The sequence below is a fragment of the Amycolatopsis marina genome, assembly GCF_900111885.1.
GTDB classification, from domain to species: Bacteria; Actinomycetota; Actinomycetes; order Mycobacteriales; family Pseudonocardiaceae; genus Amycolatopsis; species Amycolatopsis marina.
In genome coordinates, this window is record NZ_FOKG01000034.1 from 1 (window position 1) to 21,707 (window position 21,707).

Below are 21,707 nucleotides of genomic sequence, written 5' to 3' on the forward strand. Positions count from 1 at the left end.
GAACCCGGTGTCGTCCACGATCAGCACGCCGCCCGGCTCGCCGAGATGCTCGACCACGTAGTCCCGCACGTCGTCACGCACCCCGTCGATGTCCCAGTCCGCCCAGCGCAACAACCGCTGCATCCCATCCGGAGACACCTCACCGGACTGCTCCGCCAGTGTCCAGCCGTTCTTCCGCTCCAACCCCGCGACCAGCCCGGACACATACTCCCGAGCCCGGCCCCGCGGCTCCGACCGCCTGAACCGTCCCGCGATCCGATCATGAACCCGATCCAGCTGCCCCATCACCACATCGACCACCACAACGATGATCTACCACACGACGACCAACTGCCGTTGCAGTATTAGGAGACGTCATGGAAACTCGGACTGAACGGACTCGGTTCGACCCGGTCGATCTGCGTCGTCGTTGGGTCCAGGTTCCGGCCGGTGATCCGCAGGTGGCTGCCGAGCGGATCGAGGGACTGGGGGTGGATTTCGCGGCGGCCAACGGTCGGGTGTGGGAGACCGACGACTTCGTTTATCTGCCCGTGGTCGTCAACCTGCGCACCGGGGACACGATCAGCCGCGAGGCGGTCGTGTTCGCGCTCGGCCACGACGTGCTCGTCACCTTGCAACCAGAAGTCAGGTTCGCGCCGTTCGACAAGGCCGTTGCGCGGATGCGGCGCACGCCGCACCTGGCCGGGTCGCCGCACGGGGTGATGTATGCGCTGCTGTACGCGCTGAACGAGGCCGCCGAGCGGGTGATCGACTACGCCAGCGACGCCCTGGAGGCGATGACCGACGAGATCGACATGGCCACGAAGGGGGTGGACGAGAACGGGCGGGACATCGGGGTGATGGACATGCAGGACACCATCGCTCGAATGAACGAGGCCGAGGAGATCGTGTCCCGCTCCCAGGAGTCGCAATTGCTGCTGGCCCGTGCCGCCCGGTACCTGCGTGCCGAGACCGCGGCGAGCGAGGTGGAGCTGGGCAAGCTGATCGACATCCTGATCGCCGACATCGACGGGGTGAAGGAACACGCGAGTTTCGAGCACGACAAGGTGCGTTATCTGCAGCAGTCCATTATGACGTCGCTGGATGTGAAGCAGAACCAGATCGTCAAGGTGTTCACCATCATCACCGCGGTGTTCCTGCCTCCGACGCTGATCGCGACGTTCTACGGCATGAACTTCACCTGGATGCCGGAACTGGAATGGGAGCACGGCTTCCTGGTGACCACGCTGTTAACCCTCGTGGCGGCGTTGATTCCGCTGGCCTACATCAAGCGGAAGGGCTGGCTCCGGTGATCACGACGCCTCAGTCGCCTGGAGATGGGTTGTGAACCGGGTGGCGAACGGCGTGGTGTCCTGGGTTGACCCGGAGCTGCGGGAGCTGGCGACAGCGGCCCCGATCACGCTGTTTCAGCGGTTGTCCAGCTCCCCGAAAGGGCTGACCGAGCAGGAGGCAACCCACCGGTCGGCCGTGTGCGCCGACAATCGGCTGCAGCGGCACGAAGGGTCGGTGTGGGTGGGGCGGGCGCGGTCCGCGGTGGCTAGCCCGTTCGTGGCCTTGCTGACCGGGCTGGGCGTGGTGTTCACCGTTCTCGGGGATCTGCGTGGTGCGGTCACCGTGAGCGTGATGGTGCTGCTCAGTGTGGTGCTGCGGTGGTGGCAGCAGGTTCGGTCCGATCAGGCGTTACGCGGCCTGCGGGCGCTGGTGACCACGACGACTACGGTGCGCAGGCGGCCCGGTGACGGGCTCGCCCCGACCGAGCGGGAGGTGCCGCCAGAGGACCTGGTACCGGGTGACGTGATCGTGTTGGCGACGGGGGATCTGGTGCCGGCCGATGCGCGGGTGGTGGCGGCCAACGCGCTGCTGGTCGACCAGTCCGCGCTGTCCGGGGAGACCCTGCCGGTGCGCAAGGGGCCACCATCGCCTGTGCCCGATCGGCAACCCCGCGGCCGGACCGGTGGCGAGATCGCGGACCTGTCGTCGGTGTGCTTCGCCGGCACGTCGATCCTGAGCGGCACCGCGACCGCGGTGGTGATCACCACGGGGCCGCGCACCTACTTGGGGACGATGGCCGAGCAGGCCCGGCACGCCCGCCCTGAGAGCAGCTTCGACCGCGGCGTGCGCGCCGTGGGCTGGACGCTGGTGCGGTTCATGCTGGTGATGGCGCCGATCGTGCTGGCGGTCAACGGCACCGTCACCGGCGACTGGGCGCAGGCCGCGCTGTTCGCGGTCGCGGTCGCGGTCGGCTTGACCCCGGAAATGCTGCCCGTGATCGTCGCCGCCAACCTGGCCCGCGGCGCGGTGCACCTTTCCCGCCAGCAGGTGGTCATCACCCGGCTCAACGCCATCCAAGACCTGGCGGGCATGGACGTGCTGTGCGTGGACAAGACCGGCACACTCACCCAGGACCGGGTGGCCTACGCGCACAGTATCGACCCGGCCGGACGGCCGGACGGCGAGGCCGCCGAGTACGCCTACCTGGCCGTGCATTTCCAGACCTGCCCGCACAACCGGCTCGACGAAGCCATCATCGACCAGCTCGCCACCGACGACGCGCCGCTGGTCACCGACGCGGCGTTCACCAAGATCGACGAGATCCCCTTCGACCACACCCGGCGGCGCGCCACGGTGGTGGTGCGACAGCAGCCCGGCGAGCACATCCTGATCACCAAGGGCGACCCCGACCAGATCCTGCCCCGCTGCACCCACGCACGGCGGGCCGGCGAGGTAGTCGAGCTCAGCGAAGCAGATCGCCGCGAGGCTGGCGAGGTCGTGCGCGCTTACGCTGATCACGGCATGCGGATCTTGGCCGTCGCCGCCTGCGAGTATCCCGCCCGGCTGAGCGGCTACGACGAGGGTGACGAGCACGACCTTGTCCTTGTCGGGTTTGTCGGGTTCGTCGACCCGGTGCGCGACAGCGCGGCCGACGCGGCGCGGACCCTGGCCGACCACGGAGTCACGGTCAAGATCCTCACCGGTGACAACCGGCACGTCGCAGCGCAGGTGGCAGCCCAGGTCGGCATCCCCGTGGGCGAGATCGTGCTGGGGACGCAGGTTGAGGATGCCGACGACGCGCAGCTGCGTCGGCTCGTGGCGCGCACGACGGTCTTCGCCCAGGTCAATCCGGTACACAAGGCGCGGATCGTGACCGCGCTGCGGGACGCCGGGCACGCGGTTGGGTTCGTCGGGGACGGGGTCAACGACACAGTGGCGTTGCGGACGGCGGATGTGGGGATCGCTGCGGACACCGCCACCGATGTCGCCAAGGACGCCGCCGATCTGATCCTGCTGGACAAGGACCTCACGGTGCTGGCCCGCGCGATGGTGGAGGGTCGCCGCACGCTGGGCAACACCATGAAGTACGTCAAGATCACCGCGAGTTCGAACCTGGGCAACGTGCTCAGTGTCCTGGTGGCCAGCGCGACGCTACCGTTCCTGCCGATGCTGCCCATCCAGCTCATGGTGCAGAACCTGCTCTACGACGCGGCGCAACTGGCGCTGCCCTGGGACCGCGTCGACCAGGACTATCTGCGCCGGCCACGGCGGTGGGACACCGGCGGCCTGACCCGATTCATGCTCACCTTCGGCCCGCTGAGTTCGCTGTTCGACCTGGCCACGTTCGCCGTGCTGTGGTGGCTGCTGGACATCGACAGCCCCGCCGAGCAGGCGATGTTCCAGGCAGGTTGGTTCATCGAGGGACTGCTCTCGCAGGTCCTGATCGTGCTCGTGCTGCGCACCCGCCAGACCGGGATGCAGGTCTGGACGCCGTGCGGCGCACCGTCTCGGCCGGTGCTGGCCGCCGCAGTAGCGGTGGTACTCGTTGGCCTGCTGCTGCCGTGGTCGCAGCTTGCGGGCGCGCTGCGGATGGCGGCGCTGCCGCTGGGCTACTTCCCCTGGCTGCTGGCGATCTTGTTCAGCTATGTCGTGGCGGCCCAGGTCGTCAAGGCGAGGTACCTGCGTGGCGGGCGAGCGTGGTTGTGAGCCGCATCGGCTGCGGTGGCGGCGTTCGGGCGGGGCGGCCAGGGGCTGATCATGACGACGCGAGCGGAAGATGACTCGGGCACCGTCGAGATGGCGCTGCGTGTCGGCGCTGGCGTCGGGTTGGGCGCGCTGATCGGTTTCGAGCGGCAGTATCGGGCCCGGATGGTGGGGCTGCGGACCAATGCCCTGGTTGCTGTGGGGTGCCACGCTGTTCGTGCTGCTGTCCGCCTACGGCTTCGGGGATGTCAGCGGCGCCAGCTCTGCCGATCCCACGCGGGGTGCCGCCCAGATCGTCTCCGGCATCGGGGGTTCCTGGGTGCTGGGGTGATCCTGCGGGACGGGCTGAGCGTGCGTGGGCTTGGACACCGCCGCCACGCTGTGGTGCTCAGCCTCGGCGGGGGCGCTGAACTGGGGCGGCATCCTGCTCATGTCGCTGGGCGCCCAGTGGTACATCCTGTTCAACGTCATCGCCGAGGCCAGCGCGATCCCCAGCGACCTACGCGAAGCCGCCGCTGTGGTGGCGGAAACTCATCCTGCGGGGAATCTTCCCCGGCTATTCACCGGCGGTATCCCGCCGCCCCTTCTCCGCTGAAAACGCCCAGCAGCAACTCGACACCCCGCCATCGCCTGGGGCCGCTACGCCGAACTGTTCGACTACGACACCGACACCGACCAGATCACCGCCGATCCCGCCGCTGGCCTCCACCCATCGATCTCCTCATGAGCAAGGACACGAAGCTCAGCGACTTCACCCGGTGACGCGACGTGGACACATAGTGGACACACATGGCGCCACGGTTACTCGGGTGCGACGCTTCGTTGTCCCTGGCGAAGGCGGCTGGCGACGTAGCTGGCGCGGTCGCCGCCGTTCTCCCGGTGCCAGGCGCTGGCGGTGGTGTCGGCCACACCGAGCAGGTCGGCGAGCATCTTCCAGTGGACGGAACCAACCAGTGACATCCAGGCGCCGTTGCGGGCGGTGCGGGCGCTGGGGACGCCCAGCTTGCGCAGCCGGGCCTGGAGGGTGGCCGACGTCATCGGCCGGTCGGGGCGCAGCCCTGGGAACAGGTAGGGAGTCGGGCGGTGCCGCAGCGCGCCCGCGAGCGGGCGGCGGTTGTTGACGAGCTGCTGCAGGAGTACGGACAGCCGGGGGCGTAGCCACAAGGGGTCGCGGCCGAGTTGCAGGCCGAGGACGCCGGGCTCGTCCGGGTGGGCGAGGACGTCGTCGGTGGTGAGGTTGACCAGTCGCCAGCAGCTTTGCCCGTATTGCAGGACCAGGCAGCCGGCGGCACGATCGGTCAGCGCCTGGGTGTCGTCGGTCTCCAGCTTGACGGCGAGCAGGACTCGGTCGGTGTCGCTCATGATCTCCCGGTTGCCGGTGTGGGCCGAGGTGCCGATCGCGACGTGGGCGGGGGCGAGGCCGTTGGTTGCGGCCCACAGCAGGAACGGGCGCGCGTAACGCTGGCGGGGCCGGTTGCGGATCAGCCAGCGGTCCATCACGGGTTGGGTGAGGGCGGCCAGGCTGATGCCGCGGGCGCGGAGGTAGCTCAGCAACAGGCGGGCGGCGTCGAGCTTCCGCCGGAGGTGTTCGCGCTGGTAGCGCGTGAAGCCGGAATCCCGCTCGGCGCGCTGGTGGGCCAGGGGCATCAGGTGCCACCGGACGTAGCGAGCCAGGATGGTCTTGTCCTGCTGGACGGTTACTCGGGCCAGCAGGGTCTGGACGTCGCGGGTGAGCTGGGCGAGTTCTTCCTCGCGGGGTTCGAGGATCTCGGCGAGTACCGCGCAGGTGCTGGACCGCGGTGGTCTGCCGGAGCTCGTCGAGTGCCTCGTGCGAGCAAGCCAGTTCGCCGGTGACCATGCGGCGGATGAGTTGTCCGCCGGGCCGGCGCAGATACAGGCACAGCGAGTACGGGTTGTCGTAGCTCTCCAGCAGCTCGGCCAGCGGCGCCAACCAGGCGGCCGGTTGCCCGTCGGGCTGGGTGAACAGCTCGACCAAGTCCCGACGCGCGATGCAGGATACGCAGTGCCCGCGCAGCAGACGGCCCATGGCCCCACAGGTCGGGCAGCGGTAGGAGGGGGACCGCCGGGATACGGGAGAAACCTGCCAAGTAGTCGGGTAGTGCCTGGTCAGGCGTCGTTGTCGGCGAGGGCGCGGTAGAGCGAGGCAACTGAGGGGTGCCGGCCGGCGTTCTTGCCGGTCTTGATGGTCAGCTTCTTGACGATGTCGGGCATCGGGGTGCCCTTGTCGCGCAGGGCGCGGGCGAAGAGCACGTCGTCTTCGTCGATCACCTTGGGTCGGCCGCCGTGGTTGCCGCGTGCGGCGGCGGCCTGCTGGCCTTCGAGGGTCTTTTCGCGGATGTAGTCGCGGTCGAGCTGGGCGGCGACGGCGAGCACGGCGAAGAGCATCGATCCCATACCGTGTGGGTCGTAGATGCCGGTCAGCGGCCCACTCAGCAGCTCCAGCTGCACCCCGCCACCTTGCAGCTGGGCGGACAGCGTCATCAGCTCGGCGGCGTTGCGGGCAAGGCGTTTCATCTCGTGCACGGTCAGGATCACCGGCTGGTCCGGTGCCGCGATCTTGATCTCGTGGGCGAGGGTGAGTGCCTTCTCCAGCTCGGGGCGGATCTTGATGCGGGTGCTGATCTTCTCGGAGAACACCCGCGTGCAGTGCGCGGCCGCGAGCGCGTCGAGCTGGCTTTGCAACTCCTGGGTGGCCGTCGAGCAGCGAGCGTAGCCGATCCGGATCGGCGCCCCGTTCGTCTCAGGCGCCGGCGCGGCGACCTCGGGGCACTGCGTCCACTTCTTGCCGGGCCCGCGATCGGCCGGGACGGGTACGGTGAGTTCGTCGCGTAGCGCGGGCACGAGGATGAAGCGCGCGGTGTGGTACTTCGCGGCGGTCTTCCCGGCGCGGGTGCGGCAGGCGCTGCCGGCGGGGACGTCGCATTGCGGGCAGGGGTGGCGTTCGACCGCGGCCGCTGCGTCGTCGGGTCCGAGTTGCATACCTCCAGTCTCTCAGAACTCTGTCAAAACCGGGGGGGTGTCCCTATGTGGTTGTCAAGCCGCAGCCGGGGCAGGAGTGGTCTCGGGGTGCCGGTAGTAGGTCTTGTTGCGGAGCATGGCGAACAGGACGTCGCAGCGGCGCCGCGCCAGGCAGATCAGCGCGGCGTTGTGCTTCTTCCCTTCATCGCGTTTTCGCTGGTAATAGGCCCTGCTGGTGGGGTCGGACAAGGCTGCGAACGCGGCGAGGAAGAACGCCCGCTTGAGTTTGCGGTTGCCGGTGCGGGCCGGGTGCTCGCCCTTGATGGAGGAGCCCGAGCTGCGGGTGACCGGGGCGATGCCGGCGTAGGCGGCCAGGTGGCCGGAGGACTTGAACGCCGTGGCGTCGCCGATCTCCAGCAGGATGCGGGCTGCGGTCCTGACCCCGACGCCGGGCATGGAGGTCAGGACCCCGGCAAGAGGGTGCGCATCGAGTATCCCTTCGACCTCGGTGGCGACCTGTTTGCGTTGCTGGAGAACGGTTTTCAGGCTGTCGGCCAGACGGGGCAGGACGGTGTCGGCCGCCGTTGTGCCCGGGACGACGACGGTCTGCTCGTCCAGCGCGGCCAGGATCGCGGTGACGAGTTTGTCGCCCATGCGGGGCGCGTGCGCGGTGGCGATCGCGGTGAGCTTGCGGCGGCCGGCGGCGCGGATGCCGGTCGGGCCGCCGCAGCGGGACAGGATCTCCAGCACCGCCGGGTGACTGATCCTCGGGCCGATCGCGCGTTCCAGGGCGGGGTGGACGCCGGTGAGCAGGCCGCGGATGCGGTTGCCGATCCGGGTGGCCTCACCGGCCAGGTCGTCGTCGAACCCGACCAGCACGTCCAGCTCGGCCAGGGCGTCGTCGCCGACGTCGACCGGGCGCAGCGTGTGCGGCAGCGAGCGGGCGGCGTCGGCGATGACGAACGCGTCCCGGGCGTCGGTTTTCGCGCGGCCGGGGTAGAGGTCGGCGATGCGTCGCATGGCCAGGCCGGGCAGGTAGGCCACCCGGTGGCCGGCCGCGCGGGCCACCGCGACCGGCAGCGCGCCGATCGTCGCCGGTTGATCGACCACCACCAGCAACGGCCCGTGCGCGGCGAGCTTGTCGAACAGCGCCCGCAGCTTCGGTTCGCTGTTGGGCAGCGGCGCGTCGTGAAGCCGCTTGCCCGCCGGGTCCAGGCCGACGGCGTGGTGTTCGCCCTTGCCGACGTCCAGGCCGAGGAACACCTGGTAACCGCTGGTCATCCGTCCTGCCGTTCGTTCGTCGCGGGTGGTCGCCGGTCGGGCATCGACGGCCGGCACCCACGTTACGACGAGACCTGCCCGGCGGGCGGCCGTGTCCCTATCAGCGGTCCCTCGATGCCACCAGGTCCGGTGACACCACCCCCCGGATCATGCGCTCGACTGGGGGCGTCAGTCATGCCGGACCTGGCGACCACGACTCCTTGATCAGGAGCTACGAAAAAGGTAACGGGGGGGTTCTGAGAGGTTTTGTGCGAATCGCGACCTGCGGATCTTCGGGGCGGATCGGGCTGTTCGCAGAACTGTCACAACTGTTCATTTATGAGAGAAACTACAGGTCCCTTGCCGCGCGAAGCCTGACACCGGTGCCCTTCCAGGTATCCGATCGGATCCGTTAGGACATTTGCCGGTGGACATGGCTAGGCCGGGGAGAAGAGGTGGCTACGATCGCTTCATCAGGTGTCGCCAAGGTGTCATCCGTCTTCGGCGCCGGTGGACAGTGAAGAAACTCGTCGAAGGAGCAGTTATGCCGGTGTCCGCACCCGATTTCGAATGGCTGTTCGCCCCAGGAACGCATCACACACTGTCCCGCGGCGATGTCGCCACCGTCCGGCTGCGGCAGGACGCCTCGCTGTGGCTGCCGTCCGGGCGGGTCGTCGCCGGCGAGCCGGCCATGTTCTTGTCGATGTCCGGCTCCGAGGACAGGTTTGTCCAACAGGTGCCACCGGGCCGGTATCCGGTGGTGCTGGTGCTCGCCGTGTTCGGCGAACCGGACGAGCAGGATGCGCAGGAGTGGGTCGCGGCGGCCCGGCTGATGATCCGGGACGAGCCAGCCGCCTCCTGGGAGATGGCGACGTGCGCGGGCCAGGATGCCGCCGAACTGGGCGACGACGAGTACTTCGGCTATCCGGTCGTCGGCGGCGCCGGCGGCTTCGTGGACGCGGCGAACATCGCGGCGCTGCGCGAGAACGACGACTACAGCAACCAGCTGCTATCTAACCTGGACATCCACATCCTCGGCGAGACCGACCGCACCGCGCCCGCCACACTGGCCGACGACGGGGACCGGCCCCTTGCGGTGGCGTTTCCCTCTGGTAGCGGAGACGGGCACTATCCAACCTGGGTTGGGCGCACCGCCGACGGCGAGGTCGCTTGCTTCCTCACCGACTTTTGCATCCTGACCGGGGATGGCGATAGCGAGAATGACGAGCCACCCTCAGGCAACGGTCCGATAAGCGTCCCGGAGGACTCGACCACGCCACCACGCCCGCCATATGCGGCCAGGCCACAGCCACTGTCTCCAGTGCAACGGTCTCCAGTGCGGCCCCCCACCGGGATCGCCAGTCCGGCGACTCCGAACATCCGGGCACGCCGCTCCCCGAGCAGCGATGAAACGTGAAACCTCGTCGTGCGGGGTTGGGGCGTCGGATCGCGCCCTAAGTGGCGAGACGCATGCGCGTCGCGCGCGAGGCAGTTTCCCCCAGGGGGCGCTTCCCGGCGATTGGGGTTGCGCGCAGCCCGCGATGGAGTCGTTGTCGCAGTCGATCTCGACCATGACCGGAACGACGTAGCGGACCCAACGGGTGGTCATCAGGATCCCTTACTTCGCGGTGACGCGCGCCCTTGTCCGGCGCGGCGCGGTGGCGTCGCCGGGGAACAGCGCCCCCGGCACCAGGTCCAGCGTAGTGACCGGCACCGCGTCAGGCGGCGACAGATCGAGCACCCAGTCCCCGAAGCGGCGGATGGTGTGGGTGATGTACGGGGAGATCGTGGCCAGATCGTCGGTGTCGATCGGGTGCCCGTCGGAGGCCAGCGCGTTCGCCGCGGCGGTGATGTCGCAGGCGTTGGAGTAGATCACGCAGTTCGCGAGCAGCTCGTTGAACTTGATGATCTTTTCCTGGTAGTCCGGGTCGTTACGCCCGACCGCCTCCCCGCCGAAACGCAGCCACGCGGAGAACCCGTGGAACGCCTCGGCCTTGTTGGTGATCGCGGTGATCTGCTCCCGCAACTGCGCGTCCGCGAGGAACCGCAGCAGCGTGATCGTGCGGATGACCCGGCCCAGCTCCCGGAACGCCCGGTACAGGCGGTTCTTCCGCGAGTTGTTGCCCAGCCGGCGCAGCAGCGTCATCGACGACAACCGGCCCTCGCTGATCGAGATCGCGGTGCGCAGCAGGTCCGTCCAATGCGTCTCGATCAGGCCCCAGTCGATCACGTTGTCGCCGAACAGCGAGTCGATGTGCGCGAACCCGGTGTCCGCGCTGGGCCGGTAGAAGTTCAGATCCGCCCAGTTGCGGATGCGCGGGAGCAGGTCGAAGCCGAGCAGCGCGGCGAGCCCGAAAACAGGCAGGGACTGGCCTTGGGTGTCGGCGTGGATCGTGTCGGGCTGGATCTCCGAGTCGTTGCGCAGCAACCCTTCGATGATATAGACGGCCGCCCACACCCCGCACGGGATGAAGTGGGAGAACAGGGCGATGTAGGTGTCGGAGATGTGCCGGTAGGCGATCCCGCCGTAGCCGCCGTAGCGGATGTGGGACTCGGCGAGGATGTTGTTCTCCCACGTGTCCACCTGCGTGCCGTCCACCGCGACCACCCGGCCGTCGCCCCACATCCCGGCGACGTCGAGCTTCGCGAACTCGTTGATCACGTCGGTGGACGCGGCGTCGATCTTGGCGCAAGTGGTGTGCTTGTTCGCCGCGATCGACAGCTCGTGCGCGCTGACCTGGTCACGCATGTGCCGCGCGACCTGCGCGGGGCCGAGAAGCGTGCCGTTGGCGAACACGGTCAGGACGTAGCGGGCCATCGCGTCGCGGATCTTCGGGTCCGATCCCGACGCCGGCCCGAAGTGCCGCGGCCAGCCGACCAGGTGCGCGGTGCGGGCCAGGATGTCCAGCAGCCCGCGTTCGGGCAGCCGCTGGTGAATCGACTCCTCCAGCGCCAGCGCGGACGGGCGCCGGTCGGCACCCTTGCGGCGCCGCAGGACCGGGCGGCCGTCCTCGAAGGACAGGTCGGTGTTGTGCGGGAACCCGGCGTCCACCACCGCGGCGATATCGGTCAGCGCCGCCCGGTAGTGCGCCGTGAGCTCCTTCGGGTCCGAGGGAATCCCGGCCTGGCCGCAGAACTGCTCGGCCAGCGGGACGCACTCATCCCAGGACATCAGCTGCGCGTGCAGGTTGGCGTAGGAGTCGGCGCCGACCACCGCGATGTCCCCGGAGCGCAGCTCGGAGGCGAGGTAGGAGAACACGCACACCTCCAGGTGACGGCGCACCAGCTTGCCCGGCCGGTCCTTCACCACCAGGATCTTGCGCCACGCCTCAGTGACGAAGTCGATGTCGATCGCCACCGTCACCGCGTCCGCCCCACGCCCGACGGTCACCTTCTCCGGGACGTACTCGCCGGTGCGGCCCCGGATCGCGCGCAGGAACTCCACCGCGTCGGCCACGCTGTGATCCGCGCTGGTCGGCTCCAGGTCGAGGGTGTCGAGCAGGGTGAACAGCGCCGAGCGGTGGCTCTTGTAGAACTTCTCCAGCAACGGCAGGTAGTTGTTGCCGTGGTGCGCCGACACCACCTCATGCGCTGCCGAGAGCTGCTCCACCCCGCCCGCGTCGGCCAGCGTCTTGAGCAGCAGCCGCCCGGCCCGCTCGGCCACCGCGGCCGCGGGTTCCGGCGCGGTCGCGCCGTCGTTGTCTGGTGCGGTGGCCTCCCGGGCGCCGGCCAGGACATCACCGAACACGTCCAGCAGCCGCTCGGACTCGGCGCGGTGCTGCTCATGCAGCTCGACCAGCCGCTCCTTGCCCTTCTTGTGGATCACCGCCATCCGCTTGCAGAACATCGTCGCGACCTCGTCCCGGGCCGTGGTCCGGCACTCGTGGATCAGGCTCGCCAGCAACGTCCACCGCTTCGCCTCGCCGATATCCCGCATGTCGCCGACGTCGGTCACCCGCGCCTCCCCGGCGAAATGCGCGATCTTCGTCGCCGGGATGCCGTCGAGCCACTGCTCGGTCGCGCCGAGCTCGTCCAGCGCTTGCAGGTGGGCCAGGCGAAGCTTGAACTTTCCCACCGACGCCGCCTTCGCCGGCGTCTTCAGCCGGTCAAACTCGCTGCGCCGCGATGTCGGGTCCAGCCACAGCAGCCGCGCGAGCCGCCGCCGGTCCGCCGCGTCCAGCCGGGTCGCGACCAGCCCGAACAACGCGGTGTTCGTCTCGGTGCGGCTCGCGGAGACCATCTTGTCCAGCGTGGTGAACCCCGGCAGCTCGCGCCGTGCCCGGACCAGCTCCTCCAGCGCGACGTTGATCAGGTCGGCCGGGTTGTCCTTCGTGGTGACCGCCTTGCGGATCGCTTTCTCGGCGATCGCGCGTGCCTCGGCGGGCTTGTAGACCACATTCAGTCGGTCACGGACGTAGTCACGGTGGCGACACAACGTCCGATCCGACTCGTGCACCGCCAGGACGTCCTCGGCCAGGCCCAGCGCGGCCCGGACATGGTTGATCACCACCACCGGCACGTCAGCCAGCTTCGGGAAATGCCCCAGCCGCTGGTAGCACTTCAGCAGCACCACCAACGCCAGGAAGTTCGGCTCGCCCTGACTCCGCCCCCGAGCCCACTCAATCTCGCCGGCGACCGGCGTGAACGCCTCCGCCAGCTCACGGACCGACACCACCCGCTTGAACCGAGGATAGGCGGTCCGATCGATCGAAGCCACCCAGCACCCCAGGCCCAGCCAGCGGACGTAACCCAGCGCACCCTAACCAACACCCGCCGCACCCACGTCACACGGGCTCTCTAACGATCTCTAGCGCCCTCTACCAGGCACTACCCGACCACTTGGCAGGTTTCTCCCGTATCCCGGCGGTCCCCCTAGGAGAAGGTGACGCCCGCGCAGTCCGGGCACAACGGCCCGGCGGGCTCGCGGCGGAACACCGCGGCTAGTTGGCCGCAGCAGTGGCAGTGCTCGTGTGTGAGCCGTACCGCGTCCACACAGGACAGGCAGACCGGGCCCTCCGGCCAATGTCGTTCGGCGCGGGCGGTGGTTCCGCATCGGGTGCAGGGGACCTGGGCGGCCAGGTAGCACGGCACGCACCTGGCCACACCGTCCGTAGCTGGCACGGACATCGACGGTCGTTGCCCGCAGTCGGTACACGGCGGACCGGGCCGCACCACTTCCCAGCACGCTTTGCACCACGGTCCATTATGGTCACGCGCGCACACCACCTTGTGGACGCCGCAGCCCGAGCACGGTTCGGCCAGCGTCTGGCGGCGGCAGCCGTCGCACCACGGTTCGCCGTCGGCGTCGCGGTAGGCCACCAACCTGGTCCGGCCGCAGTTGTGGCACGGCTGGCGTGGCCCAGCTTGCTGGGCGCAGGCCCGGCAAACCCCCGTGCTCAGAATCCCGACCTTGCGGGTCTTCCCGCAGCGCGGGCACAGCACCTCCGGCGCACGCCGGTTGTCGCACTTCTCGCACAGTGGCCCGTCCTCGATGAGCCGAGCCGCAGGCTTGTCCTCGCCGCAGTCGATGCACCGGCGCAGCGGCCGTTGATGCCCGCGCTGCCAACACCGCCGGCACACCGGCCGTTTCTCGTCGTCGCGGACGGTGACCGGCGCCGTCTGGCCGCATCGTGAGCAGGGCTCGGCCAGATGCGTCCGGCGGCATCGTTCGCACCACGCTCCTTCCTCGGTGTGGGCGGCGGCCAGCACGACCTTGCCGCACATCCAGCAGGGCTCGCGGGGAACGGTCTTGCGGTGGCAGGTGTAGCAGACCCGGCCCTGCGGGCTGTTCTTCGTGGCCTTCATCGTCCGCCCGCATACCGAGCAGGGCAGCGGGACGCGCCGCTCGCGCTGCCAACACCGCGAACACACCGGCTGCCCGTAGCGCCGCGCGGCCACCCGCCCCGACCGACCGCACAGCGAGCACGGTTCGGCCCGGCGCTTTCCGTTGCAGTTCTGGCACCACGCCCCCTCCGCCGTACGTCCAATCGGAACGGTCAGACGGCCACACCCGACACAGCTCTCCTTGTCCCGGCGGGCGTGGTAGCAGGTATGGCACAGCCCGCTAGCGACCAGAGATCGGTCGCATCCACAGCTGGCGCAGACACCTCGCCCTTTCCCCACGTGCGTGACCCGGTGTCCGGTCAGCTCTCGGCGTCGAAGAAGTCCGCGGACAACAACGGCATGTCCGGCACGGCCGGCCGCGGACCCCGGCGAGCCGGCTCCTCGGTGGCCGATTGCGGCTCGACCTCCACCGCCAGGTCCTCGAAGCGGCAGTCGAGGATCTTGCACAAGGCCAGGATCAACTCGATCGGCATCTTCGGCGGACGTTCGGTGCTGACGAGCCGGTAGATCGAGCTGCGGTCGAACTCGAAGCCGTACTTGCGCAACTCCGGGATCAGCTTCGTGGTGGTGTACCAGTTCTTGCGGACCGCCATCAGCTCACGCAGCCGCCACTCGTAGCGCGGCTGCCGGACCTGCACGTCGTCGTTCTGCTCGTCCGGTCCTTGCCGGGACACCGCGTTCATCGCACCCTCCTCCGGCGGCCAGCAGGCTCACCTGACGTGTGATCGCTGAAGTCGTCGTCCATCTCCGCCTCCGTCTCGGCCATCGCGAAGGCGCGTTGCAGCACGGCTTCCTCGGCACCGCGTCCAGGTGCTCGCGGACCTTTAGGTTCTTGAAGTCGCTGCTGACCGCCGTGTAGATCGCCGTGGTCGCCGCGTGGGAATGACCGACCTGGTCAGTGACGAACTGCCCGTCATAGCCGGACTCGATCAGCCTGGTCACGTACGTTCTCCTTCTTCCCGCACTCGGCGTGTGCGGTGGGGTTCGTGTGGCGATTGAGCAGGGACGGCCTTTGTGACTTTGTTCGCCGCGCCAGCGACGGCTCTCAGGCTGCGCGTGGCCTGGTGTCGTGTGCGCGCTTGTTGGTGTGGCTGCTGATGCGGAGTTCGAGCCGCACGGTTTGGTTGTGGCAGCGGTACAAGGCGCGTGGGTCGAGCCAGTCGGCGTCCCGGTTGTCGTCCGGCGCGAGGCCGACGGCGGTGGGTATGCCGAGATCGGCATCGGTGTCGGTGAACAACGTGCCGGCGCCGAGCGTGATCTCCTCGCCGACCGTCGGCGTGACGGGTGCCAGGGACCGCGCTATGTCGCCACAGTGCTCGGAGCGACGTGTCTCGACCACGATGGCGACGAGTCGTCCCGGTTGGCCGACGGGTGCGTTCTCGAACGAGACGTAGTCCTCGGCATCCGGACCGGTGAGCAGGAACACGGTGCCGTAGCGGTCGGACTGGCGTTCGAACCTCGGCCACCACAGTTGGCCCTGGCCGAGCTCGATCGTGGCTGTCTCCTCGGTGTGTCCCGCGGTTGCGGCTTGCTCGGCGGCGGTGATGATCTCGGCCATGGACAGGTCGTTGCGGAACCGGTGCCCGATCTCGGCTTCCAGCTCCGCGTACTCGGCGGCCAGTTCCGGGCGTAGTTGTGCGGCGCGAACCAGATCCGCGCGGCTGGCGAGCACACAGAGGGAGCACGACAGGCGGGTCATGCCCTGGTCGTAGGCCGGGTGGTACGGCACACCTGACGCATGGATGCGTTGCCATACCTGGGTTTCGGTCCAGTCGTGGATCGGAAGCCAGGTGTCGACAGTGCGCCGGCCGCTGCTGGCAGCCTCGCCACGACTCAGGCGAGCCTGCTGGCGCAGAGCAATACCGTTCCGCGTCGAGTTCTCACCTCTCGCGATCACTCATGGTGACTGTCGCTGCCGGGTGAAACTGACCCGGTCTGACCAACCGCTCGGGTCCAGGACGTGGGTAAGCGGGTCAGTGACCGAGGGGCGTGGTCAGGGATTGCGTGCCGAGGGGGGCTCGCCGCTGATGGCGCGCCAGGCCGCGTCGGAATCAACGGTGTCGGCGAGGTCGTGGTTGGTGAGTACGGCGAGCGCGTCGATGGCTGTCAGCCAGTCGCGGCTACGCCGGTGCACCTCGTCGCTGGGGTCGTATCGGTTCAGGACGACTAGCACCTCGTGTCCGGTGAGGGCTCGCGCGGCGAGGCGCACCTGGGACACAACTCCTAGGACAGGCTCGGTGACCAGTAGCACGAGGTCCGGTCTCACCCGCTGCGCCAGTGAGAGGGTGTCGCCGTCATGGGCGATTGGTGAGCACAGCCCGCCTGCGCCCTCGACGAAGCCGATGGCGACGTCTGAGGGCCAGTCGAGTTCGGCGACGAGGTCGTCGAGCAGGATCGGAGCCAGTTGTAGGGTGTCGGCGGCCATCGGTGGCGCGAGGGGTACCGGGTACCACCGGTGTGGCGGGCACACCGTGTCGGCGGGCGTGTCAGTTGCCTCGCCGAGCACGGCGGCGTCGGTCGCGGTATCACCGGGTGTGAACGACTGCGCCGGTTTGCGGGCCGCGACCTCGATGCCAAATGCTCGCAATCGTCGCGACAAGGCGGCGGTCACCCAGGTCTTGCCGACCTCGGTGCCGGTGCCGGTGACCAGGATGAGTCGGCTAGGTCGGGTCATGGAGCGCCCACCGGGTCAACCAGCCGAGATCTTGCCCAGTCTGCGCCAGGGCACCTGCCCTGATCAGTGTGGAGGTGTTGGATGTCCTCGTGGCCCATCATGATCCCTGTTGGCGCAGGGGCGCGGCCATGGCGTGGTAGCCGCCGTCGACGTGGAGGATCTCGCCGGTGATAGCGCGGGCGAGGTCGGAGAACAGGAAGCAGACGGCGTCGGCCACCGGGGTCGAGTCGGCTGGGTCCCACCGCAAGGGCGAACGGGTTGCCCAGGCGTCGAGCAGGGCTTCGAAGCCGGGGATGCCGGTGGCCGCCCGGGTATGGATCGGCCCGGCCGCGACGAGGTTGACCCGGATTCCGGCAGGCCCGAGGTCGCGTGCGAGGTACCGGTTGAGCGACTCCAGTCCGGCTTTGCAGACGCCCATCCAGTTGTAGACCGGCCACGCGGCGCTGGCGTCGAAGTCGAGCCCGACCAGGCTGGCGCCGGAGGGTGGGGCGAGCCGGTTCACCGCCGCGGCGAGCGCGGCGAGGGATACGGTGCTGGTCTGGAACGCCAGTCCGATCCCTTCGGGGCGGGCGTTGAGTAGGGGGCCTTCCAGGGCGTCGGCGGGTGCGAAGGCGATGGCGTGCAGGGCGCCGTCGAGTCTCTCCCACCGCTCAGCGATCGTTGCGGTGAGCCGGGCGGTGTCGTGGGAGGCAGTGGCGTCGAAGGGGATGACGTCGATGTCGCCGGTGAGCTGCGCTGCCGCCGCACGGGCCCGATCGAGATCGCGGGGGAGCCCGGTGAGCAGCACCTCGGCGCCGAGTTGTTGGGCGCGGCGGGCGACGGCGAAGGCGATGCTGTCGGTGGTGACGACCCCGGTCACCAGGATGTGCTTGCCGTCCAACACAGTGCGGCTCCTTCGCGGGGGTTGGTGTGTGCGGCCCGGCAGGCGTGGGTCGTGACCGCTTGGTGGACGTCGATGGCCCGGCGGATGCAGGGTCCGGTCGTGGCGGTGATTCCTTCGACAGGGCGGTCGGCGCTGGCGGCACCGCCGATGCGCCCCGCAGGCCGTGCCGCCGGCACGGCGATGGGAGAAAAGCCGGATCGCTCGCGTGACATGATGGTGTTTGCGTCGGGTGGGGCTGCTCATCGTGGGGTGGCGCCGACGAGCGCCCCCTGCGAGGCGCAGCCGACGAGGCGGCTGTACTTGGCTAGGAAGCCGTTGCCGGTCGGGGCAGGGGGTGGGTGCCAGCGGTGACGGCGTCGTTCGAGTTCGGCAGGGTTGACGTCGAGATCGATGGTGCGTGCCGGGATGTCGATCATGATCGGGTCGCCGTCGGCGACCAGCGCCAGCGGCCCGCCGGCAGCGGCCTCGGGGGCGACGTGGCCGACGCAGAGGCCGGTGGTGGCGCCGGAGAAGCGGCCGTCAGTGACCAGCGCCACCTGGTCACCCAGGCCGGTGCCGCGGACAGCGGCGGTGACGGCGAGCATCTCCGGCATTCCCGGTCCGCCGCGTGGGCCTTCGTACCGGATCACGATCACCTCGCCTGCGGTGAGGCGACCGCCTGAGACGTAGCCCATGGCGGCGTCTTCGTTGTCGAAGACCCGGGCTGTGCCGTGGAAGCGGTCGACGGTCAGGCCGGCCATCTTGACCACCGCGCCGCTGGGGGCGAGTGCCCCGCGGAGGATGGCCAGGCCGCCGTCGGGGCGGAGCGGGTCATCTGGCGTTCGGAGGACCGTACCGTCGGGTTTCGGGGCTGCGAGTTCGGCGAGGTTCTCGGCCAGGGTGGCTCCGGTCACGGTCAGGCAGTCGCCGTGGAGCAGTCCGGCGTCCAGCAGCGCGGCGAGCACTGCGGGCACGCCACCGACCTGGTGCAGGTCGGCCATGACGTGGCGCCCACCGGGACGGAGATCGGCGATGTGGGGGGTGTGTCGGCTGATCCGGTCGAAGTCGTCGAGGGTCAGGCGGACGCCGGCTTCGTGGGCGATGGCGGGTAGGTGCAGCGCGGCGTTGGTCGACCCGCCCAGGGCCATGACCACGGTGATGGCGTTCTCGAAGGCTTCGCGGGTGAGGATGTCGCGTGGGCGGATCCCGGCGCGCAGGGCGGCGACGGCGGCCGCTCCGGTGTCGTGGGCGATGCCGGGGCGTGTGGGGTCGATGGCGGGGGCGGATGCCGAGCCGGGCAGTGCGATACCGAGGGCTTCGGCTTCGGCGGCGATCGTGTTGGCGGTGTACATGCCGGCGCACGATCCGGCTCCTGGGCACGCGGCGCGCTCCAGCTCGTCGAGGTCGTCGGTGCTGAGCAGGCCGCTTGCCTGCGCGCCGACGGCCTCGAACACGTCCTGGATCGTCACCGGCCGACCCTGCCAGCTCCCGGGGAGGGAGGAGCCGCCGTACAAGAACGCCGTGGGTACGTTGAGGCGTGCGGCGGCCATGAGCATCCCGGGAAGGCTCTTGTCGCAGCCGGCGATGGTGACCATCGCGTCGAGTTGTTCGGCCTCCATGACACACTCGACCGAGTCTGCGATGAGGTCCCGGCTGGGAAGGGACGCGCGCATGCCGCGGTGCCCCATGGCGATCCCATCGGACATGGCGATGGTCGAGAACCGCATCGCCACCCCGCCCGCCTTCCTGACCCCGTCGGCCGTCGCGCCTGCCAGGCGGTCCAGGGCGATGTTGCAGGGTGTGAGGTCGTTGGCGGCCGCGGCCACACCGATCTGCGGCCGGGTGAAGTCCTCGTCGGCGAACCCGACTGCCCGCAGCATCGCCCGGGCCGGTGCTCGGGTGACGCCGTCGGTGACGATTCGGCTACGGTGACGCGGGTCCATGTCTTCTCCCGGCTTCGCTTGGTCAGCTCGGCCCTTCATTGGCCCTGGCCTCGGGTGAATGCGGGTTCGCCGTCGAAGGCGTAGAGTCCTTCGGTCTTGATCGGTTCGATGCCGTGCTCGACCATGCGGGCCTGGAGGGCGACGACCTCGGCGGCGGTGGTGGTCCCGCGCGGGTCGAGGAAGCGGCATCGCCAGTGGTCGGTGAGCAGGGTCTCGGGCGCGCCGCCTGGCCAGACCTTCTGTCCCCGGTTGGAGATCATGTCAAGGTGCAGGGGTGCGGCGAACGGACGAAGCTTGGCGGCGAGTTCGTCTGGGGTGGTGTCTGGGCTGTGGACGAACACGTCGACGCCGAGCTGGGTCTTGGCGGCAGCGGATCGGCCCGCGAGCTTGACGGTGATCGGCCTGTGCTGGGCGTAGTGCGTTGCCGGCAGCCGGGTGGGTTCTTGGCCGAGACGGTCGATGACCGATGCCGCGAACGCCGTGGTGCCGACCTTGGAGGTGCTGGTATCGGGCTCGTAGATGTCGTAGGTGTGGATGCCGTCTTCGATGGTCCGCAGCCAGGCGTTGTGGACTCGGCTCGCGACGTCGGCTTGTCCGATGTGGACCAGCATCTGTACCGCGGCCAGCAGCAGCCCTGAAGGATTCGCAACGTCTTGGCCGGCTCGCCGGGGGGCGGATCCGTGGATGGCTTCGAACATGGCGACTCGCTCGCCGATGTTCGCGCTTCCGGCGAGGCCGACAGATCCGGCGATCTGGGCGGCGACGTCGGAGAGGATGTCGCCGTAGAGGTTCGGCAGGACGACGACGTCGAACGCCTCGGGGGTGTCGGCGAGCTTGGCCGCACCGATGTCGACGATCCAATGCTCTGCCTGGATATCGGGGTAGTCGGCGGCGACCTCGTCGAACACCCGGTGGAACAGGCCGTCGGTCATCTTCATGATGTTGTCCTTGGTGAACGCTGTCACCTTGGTTCGCCGATAGGCTGTGGCGTACTCGAAGGCGTAGCGAATTACCCGCTCGCATCCCTGCCGGGAGATGAGCTTGAGGCACTGCACGACCTCGTCGGTCTGGCGGTGCTCGATGCCGGCGTAGAGGTCCTCTTCGTTCTCCCGAACGATGACGACGTCCATGCCAGGGTGCTTGGTGGCGACGAACGGTGCGTAGGCGACGCATGGCCGGACGTTGGCATAGAGACCGAACGTCTTGCGCACGGTGACGTTGAGGCTCTTGAACCCTCCGCCTTGCGGGGTGGTGATGGGCGCCTTGAGGAACACACCCGTGCGGCGGATCGACTCGAGCGCCTCGGGAGTGACGCCGGCGGGGTTGCCAGCCTGATAGACCGACTCTCCGATGGTGATCGTGTCGATGTCAAGGGCCGCGCCTGCGGCGTTGAGCACCGAAAGGGTGGCTTCCATGATTTCCGGACCGATTCCGTCTCCGTGGGCGACGGTGATCGGTGCGGATGTGGAATGCGTGGTCATGCTGCTCCTGAGACCGAGGACGTGACGGGACGGGACGCTGGATGGGCTAGGGGCGAGTCGTGGCGGTGCCGCGTGCGAGCCGGCATCCGGCGCTGGTCGTGCCGCACGGTCCACTGATGCCCTGCTCTGGGTCATCGATGTACCAGTGGGTCGCGACCAGGCGCGGGTAGCGGCTGCCGAGTTCGGTCAGGGTGGCGTGGACGGTGTCGCGGGAGTCGGTGTGCGCGAAGACCGGAAAGAACGCTCCCGGCAGGCTCGCTGCGGGCGCCGCGCCTTGCACCAGGACATCGAGGATCAGGCGCCGTCGCTGGTGGGGGTTGTGTGCCTCGCGCAGGGCGGAACCGTCCAGCCAGCACAGCGACCACAGCCCGGACACCGAGGAGGAGGTCCGGATCCCCACCGGCACTGCTGGCGGGCGCCCTTCCGTGGGGTCCCCGACGGCGCATCCGCAGGTCTGCACATGCTCGCCGCACGGGAACAACGTGGGCAGGTCCGCGTCAAGCTCGCGGCGGATCCAAATCCCGAGCAGGGCGTCCCGCTGAGCTGGATCGCCGCCGTAGCGCCGGTGGTGGACCAGGTAGTCGCTCGCCTGCTCGACGGCGACCTCGGCGTGGTCCACACTTGAGATCAGTAGAAGCGCGCTCATCGGGTACCTCTCTTTCCAAGCGGCTCTGTTACGTGGGGAGTTA

General features: G+C 69.0%; 18 protein-coding genes and 1 pseudogene. 6 read left to right on the plus strand and 13 right to left on the minus strand.

The annotated features are described in order from the left end of the window. The coding region (locus BM199_RS31225; protein WP_425425623.1) for a transposase at positions 1 to 285 on the minus strand (285 nt) is incomplete at its 3' end. 71 nt (positions 286 to 356) lie between these two features. On the opposite strand from BM199_RS31225, the gene BM199_RS31230 reads away from it, so the two are divergent. From BM199_RS31230 to BM199_RS35295, 4 genes and pseudogenes are all read left to right on the plus strand, one after another. Then, positions 357 to 1,292: a CorA family divalent cation transporter gene (locus BM199_RS31230; RefSeq protein ID WP_091679418.1), complete on the plus strand. Its 936-nt coding sequence runs from the start codon at positions 357 to 359 to the stop codon at positions 1,290 to 1,292. 31 nt (positions 1,293 to 1,323) lie between these two features. Then, entirely contained in the window at positions 1,324 to 3,978 is a 2,655-nt protein-coding gene (mgtA, locus tag BM199_RS31235; RefSeq protein WP_245788968.1) for a magnesium-translocating P-type ATPase, read from the plus strand. A gap of 162 nt (positions 3,979 to 4,140) precedes the next feature. After that, a pseudogene (locus BM199_RS35290) lies at positions 4,141 to 4,281 on the plus strand (hypothetical protein); the annotation flags it as partial. Between the two features lie 49 nt (positions 4,282 to 4,330). Continuing rightward, on the plus strand, positions 4,331 to 4,570 hold the full coding sequence (locus BM199_RS35295) for a hypothetical protein (RefSeq protein ID WP_091679421.1): 240 nt from the start codon (positions 4,331 to 4,333) through the stop codon (positions 4,568 to 4,570). 206 nt (positions 4,571 to 4,776) lie between these two features. Here BM199_RS35295 and BM199_RS31250 read toward each other — a convergent pair whose 3' ends face one another. Next, positions 4,777 to 5,622, minus strand: a complete 846-nt coding sequence (locus BM199_RS31250; RefSeq protein WP_091679423.1) for a hypothetical protein — start codon at positions 5,620 to 5,622, stop codon at positions 4,777 to 4,779. Positions 5,623 to 5,625: 3 nt separating this feature from the next. On the opposite strand from BM199_RS31250, the gene BM199_RS33585 reads away from it, so the two are divergent. Continuing rightward, positions 5,626 to 5,829: a hypothetical protein gene (locus tag BM199_RS33585; RefSeq protein ID WP_143101977.1), complete on the plus strand. Its 204-nt coding sequence runs from the start codon at positions 5,626 to 5,628 to the stop codon at positions 5,827 to 5,829. A 273-nt stretch (positions 5,830 to 6,102) separates the two neighbouring features. On the opposite strand, the gene BM199_RS31255 is transcribed toward BM199_RS33585, so the two are convergent. Both BM199_RS31255 and BM199_RS31260 read right to left on the minus strand, forming a co-directional pair. Next, positions 6,103 to 6,975 (minus strand): recombinase family protein, encoded by an 873-nt coding sequence (locus BM199_RS31255; protein WP_091679426.1) that lies wholly within the window; start codon positions 6,973 to 6,975, stop codon positions 6,103 to 6,105. A gap of 54 nt (positions 6,976 to 7,029) precedes the next feature. After that, a complete protein-coding gene (locus tag BM199_RS31260; protein WP_091679428.1) occupies positions 7,030 to 8,235 on the minus strand; it encodes an IS110 family RNA-guided transposase in 1,206 nt (401 codons plus the stop codon). A gap of 523 nt (positions 8,236 to 8,758) precedes the next feature. On the opposite strand from BM199_RS31260, the gene BM199_RS31265 reads away from it, so the two are divergent. Continuing rightward, the gene (locus tag BM199_RS31265; RefSeq protein WP_091679431.1) at positions 8,759 to 9,631 is read left to right on the plus strand and encodes a DUF4241 domain-containing protein; all 873 of its coding nucleotides are present in this window, start codon (positions 8,759 to 8,761) and stop codon (positions 9,629 to 9,631) included. Positions 9,632 to 9,832: 201 nt separating this feature from the next. Here the strand turns inward: BM199_RS31265 and BM199_RS31270 are convergent, their stop codons facing one another. From BM199_RS31270 to BM199_RS31310, 9 genes are all read right to left on the minus strand, one after another. After that, positions 9,833 to 12,931 carry a Tn3 family transposase gene (locus BM199_RS31270; protein ID WP_091679433.1) on the minus strand — a complete coding sequence of 1,033 codons (3,099 nt, stop codon included), beginning with the start codon at positions 12,929 to 12,931 and terminating at the stop codon, positions 9,833 to 9,835. A 155-nt stretch (positions 12,932 to 13,086) separates the two neighbouring features. Beyond that, a complete protein-coding gene (locus BM199_RS33590) occupies positions 13,087 to 14,019 on the minus strand; it encodes a hypothetical protein (RefSeq protein WP_143101978.1) in 933 nt (310 codons plus the stop codon). 338 nt (positions 14,020 to 14,357) lie between these two features. After that, on the minus strand, positions 14,358 to 14,741 hold the full coding sequence (locus tag BM199_RS31275; RefSeq protein WP_005456801.1) for a helix-turn-helix domain-containing protein: 384 nt from the start codon (positions 14,739 to 14,741) through the stop codon (positions 14,358 to 14,360). 362 nt (positions 14,742 to 15,103) lie between these two features. Continuing rightward, entirely contained in the window at positions 15,104 to 15,955 is an 852-nt protein-coding gene (locus BM199_RS31285; RefSeq protein ID WP_083844754.1) for a phosphoadenosine phosphosulfate reductase domain-containing protein, read from the minus strand. Between the two features lie 96 nt (positions 15,956 to 16,051). Beyond that, the gene (bioD, locus tag BM199_RS31290; RefSeq protein ID WP_005456800.1) at positions 16,052 to 16,732 is read right to left on the minus strand and encodes an ATP-dependent dethiobiotin synthetase BioD; all 681 of its coding nucleotides are present in this window, start codon (positions 16,730 to 16,732) and stop codon (positions 16,052 to 16,054) included. Positions 16,733 to 16,829: 97 nt separating this feature from the next. Continuing rightward, positions 16,830 to 17,615: an enoyl-ACP reductase FabI gene (gene fabI, locus BM199_RS31295; RefSeq protein ID WP_005456799.1), complete on the minus strand. Its 786-nt coding sequence runs from the start codon at positions 17,613 to 17,615 to the stop codon at positions 16,830 to 16,832. Between the two features lie 239 nt (positions 17,616 to 17,854). After that, positions 17,855 to 19,537, minus strand: a complete 1,683-nt coding sequence (gene ilvD, locus BM199_RS31300; RefSeq protein ID WP_005456798.1) for a dihydroxy-acid dehydratase — start codon at positions 19,535 to 19,537, stop codon at positions 17,855 to 17,857. 35 nt (positions 19,538 to 19,572) lie between these two features. Then, on the minus strand, positions 19,573 to 21,018 hold the full coding sequence (locus BM199_RS31305; protein ID WP_005456797.1) for an NADP-dependent isocitrate dehydrogenase: 1,446 nt from the start codon (positions 21,016 to 21,018) through the stop codon (positions 19,573 to 19,575). A gap of 46 nt (positions 21,019 to 21,064) precedes the next feature. Further along, positions 21,065 to 21,664 (minus strand): hypothetical protein, encoded by a 600-nt coding sequence (locus tag BM199_RS31310; RefSeq protein ID WP_005456790.1) that lies wholly within the window; start codon positions 21,662 to 21,664, stop codon positions 21,065 to 21,067. Between the last annotated feature and the right edge of the window lie 43 nt (positions 21,665 to 21,707).